Genomic DNA, 12,485 nt, shown 5'->3' on the forward strand with positions numbered 1-12,485 from the left:
GTCCACAGGGAGAAAAGGGAGATAAAGGAGCAGATGGAAAATCAGCACTGGAAGTGTGGGCTGAAAAACCCGAAAATACAGGCAAAACAGAAACTGACTTCTTAGCAGGGCTAACAGGTCCACAGGGAGAAAAGGGAGATAAAGGAGCAGATGGAAAATCAGCACTGGAAGTGTGGGCTGAAAAACCCGAAAATGCAGACAAAACAGAAACTGATTTCTTGGCAGCATTGAAAGGAGAAAAGGGAACCGATGGAACAAATGGACAATCGGCTTATGAGCTTTGGGCTGAAAAACCCGAAAATGCAGGCAAAACAGAAACTGACTTCTTAGTGGGACTAACAGGTCCACAAGGAGAAAAGGGAGATAAAGGAGCAGATGGAAAATCAGCACTGGAACTCTGGGCTGAACAACCCGAAAATACAGGTAAAACAGAAGCAGATTTCTTAGCAGCATTAAAAGGAGAAAAGGGAACCGATGGAACAAATGGACAATCGGCTTATGAGCTTTGGGCTGAAAAACCCGAGAATGCGGGTAAAACAGAAACTGACTTCTTAGCAGCATTAAAAGGTCCACAAGGGGAAAAAGGAACCGATGGAACAAATGGACAATCGGCTTATGAGCTTTGGGCTGAAAAACCCGAAAATGCAGGCAAAACAGAAACTGACTTCTTAGTGGGACTAACAGGTCCACAAGGAGAAAAAGGAGATAAAGGAGCAGATGGAAAATCAGCACTGGAAGTGTGGGCTGAACAACCCGAAAATGCAGGCAAAACAGAAGCTGATTTCTTGGCAGCATTGAAAGGAGAAAAAGGAATAGATGGAACTAATGGACAATCGGCTTATGAACTTTGGGCTGAAAAACCCGAAAATGCAGGCAAAACAGAAGCTGATTTCTTGGCAGCATTGAAAGGAGAAAAAGGAATAGATGGAACAAATGGACAATCAGCTTATGAGCTTTGGGCTGAAAAACCCGAAAATGCAGGCAAAACAGAAGCTGATTTCTTGGCAGCAATAAAAGGAGAAAAAGGAATAGATGGAACAAATGGACAATCAGCCTATGAACTTTGGACTGAAAAACCAGAAAATGCAGACAAAACAGAAGCTGATTTCTTGGCAGCAATAAAAGGAGAAAAAGGAATCGACGGAACAAATGGACTATCAGCTTATGAGCTTTGGGCTGAAAAACCCGAAAATGCAGGCAAAACAGAAGCGGATTTCTTAACAGCATTGAAAGGAGAAAAAGGAACCGATGGAACTAATGGACAATCAGCTTATGAACTTTGGGCTGAAAAACCCGAAAATGCAGACAAAACAGAAACTGACTTCTTAGCAGCATTGAAAGGTCCACAAGGGGAAAAAGGGGATACAGGACACTCCACCTTTGAACTGTGGAAAACCCTTACAGGCAACGAGGACAAAACTCTAGATGATTTTATTGCTGAACAAAAGGCTGACCCCAGAACAACTAAATTAGTAGACAATCAAAACAATACGTTTACCTATTATAATGAAAGTGAAGTAGATAATACAGGTGCTCCTATAGCAGGAACAGGGGTAACGATTCCTACTCGTACAGGCTATAGCTTAACGAATTTTATCGCCCTTCCTAATCCTAGAACTAATGCTACTTTCACCTATGATCAAGTAACCGTATCGTCATCAAACATTGAACAAACAATCGATACCATTACTTTTGACGTTTTTGAAGATCTTAACAAACCTAAAATGCTAAATTATTCTTTCTCCACATATGACTATTTGACTTTAAATGGCAATAGTGCGTCCAAAAAAAACGTTAGACTATATCAATATATAACAATATACATCAACGATGTAAAACTCCATAACGCAATTGTTTACGCGAATTATATCGCTAATATAGCAACACCAACTCTTAATTATTATACGGTACAAATGGATCTAACAAACGTCCCTTTAACACCCACAAACAATAAGCTAAGACTAGTATTCAAAATTAGAGATACATCGGACAGCGTAACCAATAACACAGGGACTACAAGTGGTACATTCGCAACAGGTAATGCAATTATAGCAACTATAAAATGTACCCATTCAACCCTAGCGCTATACGAAAAATAACTACGAATAAACGGGCAATCTTATGGAGCATCGTAACATAACTAGTATGCACTTGAGACCAAATTAAACTTATAATCTTGAGGTCAACTACAACCTCAAGATTATTCTTTGTACTTTCGACATCGTATTGATTTTTCGTTGAGAGCAACCATAGGGTCAAATAAAAACAGCTTAAAACAAGGAAACAGGAGTTATCTAGCTCCTGTTTCCTTGTTTTTTTATCGTTCTAATCGTGTCAAGCACAAGCAGTCCATCCCTATTCGTTTTGACTTCGCTCGTAAAACTCATCCACCAACAAATCCTTTTGTTTGCCTGCTTGTACCGCCAAAACATCACAGCGTTCATTCATCGGATGGTTATTATGTCCTTTTACCCATTGAAACGACACTTGATGCTGTCGATAAATGCGCAAAAAACGCATCCATAGGTCGGGATTCTTTTTATCCTTAAAATTTTTCTTTTCCCAACCGAACACCCAACCTTTAGTTACGGCATCCACCACATATTTGGAATCCGAAACAACTAAAACCTTTGTTCCAGCATTTTTTAATTTTTCTAATCCCACGATAACAGCCAATAATTCCATGCGGTTATTGGTCGTCAGTCGGTATCCTTGAGAAAATTCTTTATAGACTTGGTAACCCGCCCACTCTAAGATCAATCCGTACCCCCCAGGTCCGGGATTACCTTGGGCTGATCCATCCGTATATAAAATAACTTGAAAGGTTTGACTCATTTATTTTTCTTTAAACAACAATTGCTCAATCACAAGTGGAAAGTGCTTGTATTCTAATGCTTGAACCGCTTTGGCAATATCTTCTGCTGTACAATGTTCTTCTACTGCGGTTTTTGCTTGCAAAATAATAGCCCCTTCGTCGTAATTTTCATTGACATAGTGAATAGTAATTCCTGTTTCTGCTTCTTTATTGGCTAACACAGCCTCGTGAACGAAGTGACCATACATCCCTTTGCCACCATATTTCGGTAATAAAGCAGGATGAATGTTGATCACTTGATTGTGGTATTTTTTTACCAAATCTTCAGGAAACTTCCACAAGAAGCCCGCCAAAACAATCAAATCAGGAGCAAAATCCGCCAATTTTTCTGCTAACTCGCCGTTATTCAGCTTATTTTTATCAAAAATATAAACCGGCACCTTTCTTTTTTCCGCTTTTTCTATTACTTTAGCATGAGGGTTATTGACCAAAACGAGGTATTGGTTCACAATTGAATTATTTTCAAAATAATTGATAATATTCTCCACATTAGTCCCTGAACCAGAGGCGAATAGCGCTATTTTTCTCATGATATAAGCAGTATTTAAGTTTTTAAAACACTATATTGAAGTACAAAAAAAAGAATAATTACTGACAATAAACAGAAAAATAGTATTAAGTATTAATTATTTTTATAATTTCGCACTGACAATTAACATGTATAATCAGGATATAAAATAAAGTTTTTTATTTTTGCCCTAGGAAATTAAATTTTAAAATTAAAGATTATGTCAGACATTGCATCAAGAGTAAAAGCGATTATCGTTGACAAATTAGGAGTTGACGAGAACGAAGTTGTAGCAGAAGCAAGCTTCACTAATGATTTAGGAGCTGATTCACTAGACACTGTTGAGCTTATCATGGAGTTCGAAAAAGAATTCGATATTCAAATTCCAGATGATCAAGCGGAAAACATTGCTACAGTTGGTCAAGCTATCTCTTACATCGAAGAAGCTAAGAAGTAATAACTAATAACCCACGTGTTGTTAACAACACGTGGGCGTTATTATTTTGAGACATACTTACTTTAGAATAGAAAAAAGGACAGATTCACTCCTGTAGTAATCTGGTAAACAAATATAAAGCTACCCAATGTTTCCTTTTACAAAAGTGAAAAATTGGGTTTTTTTAACTTATTAAACCATAATATTGACTTTATGAAATTAAGGCGAGTTGTTGTAACAGGTTTAGGTGCCCTTACTCCCATTGGGAATAACATCCAAGAATATTGGAACGGTCTTATTAATGGCGTAAGTGGAGCCGCTCCGATTACACATTTTGATGCTACCAATTTCAAAACCCAATTTGCGTGCGAAGTAAAGAATTTCAATGTAGAGGATTTTATTGATCGCAAAGAAGCACGTAAAATGGATCGATACGCTCAATTAGCCATGGTTAGTGCTGATGAGGCTGTTGTAGATTCTAAATTAGACTTAGATAACATAGATAAAGATAGAGCTGGAGTTATTTGGGGTTCTGGAATCGGTGGATTAGAAACCTTCCAAAACGAAGTAACCGATTTCACCAATGGAAATGGTACACCTCGATTCAACCCTTTCTTTATTCCAAAGATGATTGCAGATATCGCTGGAGGACACATTTCAATTAAATACGGGTTAAGAGGTCCAAACTTCACCACCGTATCGGCATGTGCATCTTCAACCAATGCAATTATTGACGCATTTAACTACATTCGTTTAGGCATGGCAGACATCATGGTAACAGGCGGTTCTGAAGCTGCTGTAACGATTGCAGGAGTAGGTGGATTCAATGCAATGCACGCCTTATCTACAAGAAATGACAGTCCAGAAACAGCTTCTAGACCCATGGACAAAGACCGCGATGGTTTTGTACTTGGAGAAGGCGCTGGTGCATTAGTACTAGAAGAATACGAACACGCGATTGCACGTGGAGCAAAAATCTACTGTGAAATCGGCGGTGGAGGTATGTCTGCAGATGCACATCACTTAACTGCACCGCACCCAGATGGATTAGGCGCAACAAATGTGATGAAAAACTGTTTGAGAGATGCAGGTCTTGAGCCTACAGATGTTGACGTGGTAAACTTACACGGTACGTCTACTCCGTTAGGAGATATCGCTGAATCGAAAGCAATTCAAAATGTTTTTGGTGACCACGCATACTCGATGAACCTAAACTCTACCAAATCCATGACCGGTCACCTTTTAGGGGCTGCAGGTGTGATAGAAGCGATCTCGGTAATCTTATCCATCGAGCATGGTATCGTCCCTCCAACGATCAATCACTTTACAGATGATGATCAAATAGATGCTAAATTAAACTTCACTTTCAACAAAGCACAGAAAAGAGAAGTAAAAGTAGGTATGAGTAATACCTTTGGTTTCGGAGGACACAACGCTTGTGTACTAGTAAAGAAATTAGATAGTTAAGAACGACAACGTAATGTTGAGCACCGTATTAAATAAAATATTTAAAAATTCCCGTTCAAATCCAAAGGACGGGAATTTTTGTCGTAAGATATCCCAGATCACCAAAGCGAAACCGTTAGATATCGCTTACTACCGATTGGCCTTTACTCATCGATCGATGAATATCGTTGATACCCAAGGGAATCCAATTAATTACGAGCGTTTGGAGTTCTTAGGAGATGCCATGTTAAACGCTGTTGTAGCGTCTCATCTCTATTTGGAAGTTCCCAGTGGTGATGAAGGCTATTTAACGAAAATGCGTTCTAAAATTGTAAGTCGAGAAAACTTAAATACCATCGGAAAAAGCTTGGGCTTGATCGATATTGTTGAAAGCAAAATGGGCAATCAACAATTCGGAGAAAATATACATGGCAATATACTGGAAGCCTTAATAGGAGCCATTTATTTGGATCAAGGGTATCCTGCCTGTGAGAAATTCATCCATCAACGCTTGATTTCGACGATAACTGATATTCACGTATTAGAAACGAAGATCACAAGCTATAAAAGCTTGCTTATCGAATGGTGTCAAAAAACCAAACACACATTTAAATTTGACGCCTACGAAGACACTTCCAATGAAGATGTAAAATACTTTGGAGTTAAACTATTCATTGATAACAAGTTAGTGTCAAAAGGAAGAGCTACATCAAAGAAAAAAGCCGAAGAAAAGGCTTCCCAACGGGCTTATTTTGCCCTCCAAGAAAAAATAAACCATTAATTTGGGGAATCAATTAACATTTACTTAATGTTTCTTCTAAATAACTACATATTATTTGAAATATAAAAGTTGTATCTTTGTATCTAACGAGTAAACAAATGGGACCAGTAGTTCTAAGATTAGAGGATTTTGAAGCTGAAAACTATAGTCTGATAGCGATACACTCATCGCGTAAGGAGGATTTTAAAGTCACCTATCTTATTAATACGATTCTAGGCCTTTATTTAGAACGCACCAAGACCGATGTTGAAGTTGAAACAGATCAAGGCTTAGCGTCTTTCTCTTTATTCGAATACGACGATCCAGATTATCACGTACTTTGGAAACTAGTATCCAATAAAGCTTTTATACTTCCCGAGTCTCAAATGGCCTCTCCCCTTTTTCAATATGTCGTCTCAACCATTAGCAAGCAAGGCTATCTCTTACCTGAACACAAAACGGTGGATTATTTTTTAAAGGTTGAAAATACAGATGAGCAATTTGAAATTGGCACAGTCATTGAAAAATTAAAATCAATAAAAATAATATCTACTGCATACGAAATTCGAGTAGAAGCGATCAAATCGAAAAACAACCTAATTTTTTAAAAAATATGGTAGCAAAAAAAAGAACCAAAATTGTAGCAACCTTAGGACCTGCATCAGGGACAAAAGAAGTGTTGCACGACATGATTAAAGCCGGTGTAAATGTATTTAGAATTAACTTTTCTCATGCAGATTACGCCGATGTACAAGAGAAAATCGACATCATTCGAGAATTAAATAAAGAATACGGCTATACAACATCAATTCTAGGAGATCTGCAAGGACCCAAATTACGTGTGGGAATTATGGCAGAAGACGTAGTTGTACATCCAGGGGATACGATTACTTTTTCAACCAAAGAAGAGTTTAAAGGTGACGCGAAGCGAGTTTATATGAACTATAAACAATTTCCAAACGACGTAAATGCTGGTGAAACCATACTATTAGACGATGGTAAATTGATCTTTGAAGTTGTTTCAACCAACAACGAAGATGAAGTGGTTGCCAAAGTAATTCAAGGTGGACCATTAAAATCAAAAAAAGGAGTAAACTTACCGATGACGAAAGTTTCCTTACCTGCGTTAACGGAAAAAGACATCAATGATGCTATTTTTGCGATTAAAGCACAAGTAGATTGGTTGGCATTGTCTTTTGTGAGAACACCCGAAGATTTATTGGACTTACAGGAAATAGTTAAGCAGCATTCAGAGCACAAAATTCCAATTGTCGCTAAAATTGAGAAGCCTGAAGCAGTAAAGAACATCAATAAATTAGTAGCTTACTGTGATGGATTAATGGTGGCTCGTGGAGATTTAGGTGTTGAAATTCCAGCACAAGAAGTTCCTTTAATCCAAAAGCAATTGGTGCAAATAGCTAAAAATGCAAGAATTCCCGTAATCATTGCTACGCAAATGATGGAAACGATGATTTCTAGCTTAACACCAACAAGAGCAGAGGTGAACGACGTCGCAAACTCCGTAATGGATGGTGCAGATGCAGTAATGCTATCTGGAGAAACCTCAGTAGGTAGCTACCCAGTACAAGTAATTGAGAAAATGACACAGATTATTCAAAGTGTAGAAAACTCATCTTTAATTACCGTACCTCAAAGTCCACCAACCATTAAAACGAACCGTTATATCACGAAAAACATTTGTTATCACGCCGCTTTAATGGCCAACGATATCGAAGCAAAAGCCATTTGTACACTAACCAATAGTGGATATACTGCCTTCCAAATTTCGGCATGGCGTCCCAATAGTGACATCCTTGTTTTTACGTCAAATAAACGCATTTTAACGCAATTAAACCTCCTTTGGGGAGTACAGGCCTACTACTATGACAAATACGTTAGTACGGACGAAACAATCGAGGATATCAATCATATTGTTGTAACGAAAAAACACGCAGCAAAAGGTGATATGGTGATTAACTTAGCAGCCATGCCAATCGTAGAAAAAGGAATGGTGAATACCTTGAGAATTTCAGAAATTAAATAGAATATTGGAGAAGGGAGATGAGTGACAATGACAATTTACATAAAAAAGCGAGGGAATCATGGTATGATTCCCTCGCTTTTTTATGTTGACAGTTAACGGTCAACAGTTTAGTTCACAGTCTATATACTGTAAACTCAACCGTAACCTAATTTTCTCCTTGCCATTCCGCATAGAAACGCGCTAAGAAACTTTCCATATAGCGGTGTCGATCTTCTGCCATTCGCTTTCCTGTTTCCGTATGCATCAACTCTTTGAGTAGCAATAGCTTTTCATAGAAATGGTTGATTGACGTTCCTTTATGTGCCTTGTATTCCTCTTTGGTCATACCAAATCGAGGGGCTTGTTCTGGATCGTGAATTGGATTATTTTTAAAGCCTCCATAGTTAAACACTCGAGTAATACCAATTGCGCCTAACGCATCTAAACGATCGGCATCTTGTACAATCTCCAATTCTTTAGAACTAAATTTCTGATCGAAATTCCCCCCTTTAAACGAGATATTCTCAATTCCTTTAACTACGTGTTCAACCACAGCTAGTTCATAGTCTAAGTATTCCAACCATGTTTTTGCCTTGCGTGGCCCGACAGTCTCATCCCCTTGATGGAATTTACTATCGGCAATATCGTGAAGTAAGGCAATTAATTGCACCACCTCCCTATCCGCTCCAGTTTCGAATTTTAAAATATTGAGTGCATTATTGTATACGCGTTCGATGTGAAACCAATCGTGTCCGCCTTCTGCCTGTCTTAGTTCCTCTTTGACATAAGCAATGGTTGCTTCAATTTTTTTATTCATGTTTTAGACGGTTTACAATTCGCAGTTCACAGTTCACAATTCACTATTTAATAATTGCGGGTTGTACCCACTTAAAAATATGCTGTTCTTTACCAATGCTCATTCGCTCAGCAATACGCAGCATACGAGCAGGTAATTTCATTAAGTATTCTCTTGCTTTTTCTGCTTCATCTGTTAGGCCTGTTAACTTAGCTACTTCCCAACGATCAATCAATTTTTGCATGATCTCCACATAGTCAATTGCGGTGTACACGCCAATTCGCTGTGCAGAGTCAGAAAACAATTCAAAGGCATCTCCCATTTTCCCTCCAGATTCTCTGATCAAGTTGGCTGGCATGGTGATTTTGCGTCTCATCATATCAACAAATGCCAATAACATCTCACTTGGATCCACTTTAAAAATGCGGTCTACGAATTCAGAATACGCATGATGGTGGCGCATTTCATCTCCTGCGATTAAACGGCAGATTTTTGCCAATCTATGATCGCCATATTGCTTGGCTAATTTCCCTACGCGATTGTGCGAAATATAGGTCGCTAACTCTTGAAAACTCGTAAATACAAAGTTTTTATAGGGATCGCGATCAGTACCTGGATCGAAACCGTCATTCAATAAATATTGCGTGGTAATTTCTACTTCGCGCATATTAACACGTCCTGATAAATACAAGTATTTATTCAATAAATCCCCGTGTCTATTTTCTTCTCCTGTCCAGTGGCGAATCCACTTGGCCCAACCATTTCCACTTTCGCCCTCGCGTTGATTTACTCCATCGACGTCCATCAACCACGATTCATACGTTGGTAAAGCTTCCTCTGTAATAGTATCTCCCACAAGAACAACCCAAAAATCATAGGGTAACTCTTTTGCAAATTCTCTCAATTCTCTGACATCTTCTAAAAAGGTTTCACTTTCCGAATTGGGTAGTAAATCAGAAGGTTGCCAAATTTTCTCCACAGGGATTAGATAATCATCCACGAAGCTATCTATATTTTTTTCCAAGAAGTGCATCACTTCTAAACGAACATTGTGTGTTGACATTTCAATTTGTTTTTACATCGCAACTAGCTCTTCGGTTTGGTTTAGTTTGTTTTGGGAGTAACTGCGAGAATTAGTATTTTTTTATTCTATTTTAGACTTTACCAACTCCTCAGTTTTAGCAAATAGCTCCTCAAAAGTATAGTCGCTAATTTTCATTGGTTTGTGTGCGTAAAGGCTAATTTTGGCTCCTAATCCCATGGGAAATTTTCCAAATCGGAACAATTTCCAGGAATTATTAATCGTCAAGGGAACAAGGTAAGCATCTGGTGAAAACTTACATAACATTTTAACCCCGTTTTCTGAAAAACGTTTGGGTTGTCCATCGCGACTTCTTGTTCCTTCTGGAAAAATAACCGCTGCTCTATTGTATTTTGAGATGTATTGTCCTAATCCGCGAATCACAGTTAAGGCTTGTTTGGCATCTTTTCTATCAATTAGAACGGAGCCACCGTGTTTTAAATTGTATGAAACACTGGGAATTCCTTTTCCCAATTCTTTTTTACTGACAAATTTGGGGTGATTCTTTTTAAAGAACCAAATAATCATCGGTATATCAAACATACTCTGGTGATTAGCGACAAAGACAATGGGTTTGTCTGTTGGTAGTTCTTCCTCTTTTGACATGCGATAGGTCGTACCAAGAACTCCCGTACACAACATAATCCACCAGACCATGGCATCCACTACTTTTTTGTGGGCTTTATATCCAAAACAGGTAAATGCTATCCATTGCAATCCATGAAAAAAGAAGAGTACAAGTAAGAGACATAGTACAAATAGGACAGATAGCGGATATGAAAGTATTTTTTGCATGAGCTCAATTATATCTTGAGCAAATATACACTTTAAAAAAAAACCACCTTATACAAGGTGGTCTCTTTTTAGCAATATTCTTTATATGCGTCGATCAAATTTTCAGCGATCATCTCTGCTGGATGTCCTTCAATGTGATGTCTCTCTAACATGTGAACCAATTCACCGTCTTTGAACAGCGCCATAGAGGGCGAAGATGGAGGGAATGGGAACATGTGTTGACGCGCCGCATCCACAGCATCTTTATCTACTCCAGCAAAAACAGTTACAATTTGCGCTGGTTTTTTCTCTCCATTCAAGCTCATGATTGCCCCCGGACGTGCATTACGTGCCGCACAACCACAAACTGAATTTACCACTACTAATGTAGTTCCTTCTTTACTTAAAGCAGCCTCTACTTCGTCTGCTGTATATAATGCCGAAAATCCTGCATCAACTAACTCTTGACGCATTGGTTTTACTATTTCTTCTGGATACATACTATTACCTTTAATTAAAATTGTTCTAACAAAGTTACACTTTTTCTCTTATTTTGTTCTCTTTCCATGCTAAAGTATTCCCAACGTGGCTTATGCCACTTTTTTAGGCTTCTTTTTCATTTTATTCAACCAAATAAAAATTCCAGTAATTGGCAAAGATGTCGCAATTAAACAGCTAATAAAATAAATTATTTTCGAGAATAAACCATAAATATCACCAAAGTGTAGCGCGCGAATTGAGCTTGCTATCTTTTCTCCCGTCGATTTGGTAGCAAAAATTTCTTTTTTAACTACCGCTCCAGAATACTGATCGATAAAAACGCGGTCATTCACTGTTTCATTCCAACGAGCCAATTCATTTTTATTCACTTCAAAAGTTCCCTTTTCATCTTTTGGCAAACTAGCTGAAAGGGTACGGTACTCATACTCCATTTCCTTATTGGCAATATCCAGTGCCTCTTGTAAACTGATGGTTTGTTTGTCTTGGACAATGGATTCAGGCTTTACCTCATTACGTCCACCAAAGACTTTGGCCCCTAAGACACTGCTTAATCCGTTTCTATACCATTCAAAAGACCAACAAAGTCCTGTTAAAGACATAATTAGAACAAGAATTAAGGTGTAAAAACCAAGGGTGTTATGTAAATCGTGGTTAATGCGTTTCCAATTGGCATTAAACTTAATTTTAAAGCCCGGTTTAATACTTTTCCATCCTTTTATTTTCTTGGGAAACCACAAGATTAACCCTGAAATAGATAAAAAGCAAAAGATAATCGTCGAAATTCCCACGATTGGTCGTCCAATAGCCGAGTCGAGTAACAACCAACGGTGTAGTTTAAAAACTGTCATAAAGAATTCATCTGCTGGTCCCTTACCACTGCCAAGTATTTCACCCGTATAAGGATTGACGTGAACGGCTTCAGGTCTTTTTCCTTCCTCCCCCGTACTCACCGAAAATACATAGGGTTTGCTCGCTTGATTGGCCAAGGTCACACGTTGTACCTTTCCGCCTGTTGTCGCTTCCACCTGTTGAACCAACGTACTTACAGCGAGTACTTGTCCTTCTCCTTTTGTTGTAAGCTGATAACGTCCTGGGTCAAGCCCTTCTTGTATCTCCGTTTTAAAGGTGTAAATAGTCCCGGTTAAACAAACCACAAATAGCACAAGTGAGCTAGCAATCCCCAACCATAAGTGGAGATCATTCATCAATTTTCGAAAAGGCGATGTCTTTTTTGTTTTCATGGAGATTCAAAACGAACAAACACGATTCTATAAAATAAAACCGT

The 12,485-nt window shown here is 38.4% G+C and carries 12 protein-coding genes and 1 pseudogene; 6 read left to right on the plus strand and 7 right to left on the minus strand.

Annotated elements, in window-relative coordinates; translation table 11 throughout:
• A pseudogene (locus tag ACPDHL_RS11750) lies at positions 1 to 2,099 on the plus strand (hypothetical protein); the annotation flags it as partial.
• 256 nt (positions 2,100 to 2,355) lie between these two features.
• Here the strand turns inward: ACPDHL_RS11750 and rnhA are convergent.
• Positions 2,356 to 2,835: a ribonuclease HI gene (gene rnhA, locus ACPDHL_RS11755; protein WP_430532952.1), complete on the minus strand. Its 480-nt coding sequence runs from the start codon at positions 2,833 to 2,835 to the stop codon at positions 2,356 to 2,358.
• Complete coding sequence (locus ACPDHL_RS11760) at positions 2,836 to 3,405, minus strand: phosphoribosylglycinamide formyltransferase (RefSeq protein WP_430532953.1); 570 nt, start codon at positions 3,403 to 3,405, stop codon at positions 2,836 to 2,838. It abuts the gene before it with no gap.
• A 198-nt stretch (positions 3,406 to 3,603) separates the two neighbouring features.
• On the opposite strand from ACPDHL_RS11760, the gene ACPDHL_RS11765 reads away from it, so the two are divergent.
• From ACPDHL_RS11765 to pyk, 5 genes are all read left to right on the plus strand, one after another.
• The gene (locus ACPDHL_RS11765) at positions 3,604 to 3,840 is read left to right on the plus strand and encodes an acyl carrier protein (RefSeq protein WP_002988156.1); all 237 of its coding nucleotides are present in this window, start codon (positions 3,604 to 3,606) and stop codon (positions 3,838 to 3,840) included.
• 192 nt (positions 3,841 to 4,032) lie between these two features.
• On the plus strand, positions 4,033 to 5,286 hold the full coding sequence (gene fabF / locus ACPDHL_RS11770; RefSeq protein WP_430532954.1) for a beta-ketoacyl-ACP synthase II: 1,254 nt from the start codon (positions 4,033 to 4,035) through the stop codon (positions 5,284 to 5,286).
• 13 nt (positions 5,287 to 5,299) lie between these two features.
• The gene (gene rnc / locus ACPDHL_RS11775; protein WP_430532955.1) at positions 5,300 to 6,046 is read left to right on the plus strand and encodes a ribonuclease III; all 747 of its coding nucleotides are present in this window, start codon (positions 5,300 to 5,302) and stop codon (positions 6,044 to 6,046) included.
• 98 nt (positions 6,047 to 6,144) lie between these two features.
• The gene (locus ACPDHL_RS11780; protein ID WP_430532956.1) at positions 6,145 to 6,633 is read left to right on the plus strand and encodes an IPExxxVDY family protein; all 489 of its coding nucleotides are present in this window, start codon (positions 6,145 to 6,147) and stop codon (positions 6,631 to 6,633) included.
• Positions 6,634 to 6,638: 5 nt separating this feature from the next.
• Positions 6,639 to 8,069 (plus strand): pyruvate kinase, encoded by a 1,431-nt coding sequence (gene pyk / locus ACPDHL_RS11785; protein WP_430532957.1) that lies wholly within the window; start codon positions 6,639 to 6,641, stop codon positions 8,067 to 8,069.
• Between the two features lie 145 nt (positions 8,070 to 8,214).
• Here pyk and ACPDHL_RS11790 read toward each other — a convergent pair whose 3' ends face one another.
• The 5 genes from ACPDHL_RS11790 to ACPDHL_RS11810 form a co-directional block, all read right to left on the minus strand.
• Entirely contained in the window at positions 8,215 to 8,865 is a 651-nt protein-coding gene (locus ACPDHL_RS11790) for an HD domain-containing protein (protein WP_430532958.1), read from the minus strand.
• A gap of 43 nt (positions 8,866 to 8,908) precedes the next feature.
• Positions 8,909 to 9,907 carry an acyl-ACP desaturase gene (locus tag ACPDHL_RS11795; RefSeq protein WP_430532959.1) on the minus strand — a complete coding sequence of 333 codons (999 nt, stop codon included), beginning with the start codon at positions 9,905 to 9,907 and terminating at the stop codon, positions 8,909 to 8,911.
• Positions 9,908 to 9,988: 81 nt separating this feature from the next.
• The gene (locus ACPDHL_RS11800) at positions 9,989 to 10,720 is read right to left on the minus strand and encodes a lysophospholipid acyltransferase family protein (RefSeq protein WP_430532960.1); all 732 of its coding nucleotides are present in this window, start codon (positions 10,718 to 10,720) and stop codon (positions 9,989 to 9,991) included.
• A 68-nt stretch (positions 10,721 to 10,788) separates the two neighbouring features.
• The gene (locus tag ACPDHL_RS11805; RefSeq protein ID WP_430532961.1) at positions 10,789 to 11,199 is read right to left on the minus strand and encodes a BrxA/BrxB family bacilliredoxin; all 411 of its coding nucleotides are present in this window, start codon (positions 11,197 to 11,199) and stop codon (positions 10,789 to 10,791) included.
• Between the two features lie 90 nt (positions 11,200 to 11,289).
• Entirely contained in the window at positions 11,290 to 12,441 is a 1,152-nt protein-coding gene (locus tag ACPDHL_RS11810; RefSeq protein ID WP_430532962.1) for a PepSY-associated TM helix domain-containing protein, read from the minus strand.
• Positions 12,442 to 12,485 lie beyond the last annotated feature (44 nt).

Origin of the sequence: Myroides sp. C15-4, assembly GCF_050522745.1 — a bacterium.
In the GTDB taxonomy this organism is placed as follows: Bacteria; Bacteroidota; Bacteroidia; order Flavobacteriales; family Flavobacteriaceae; genus Flavobacterium.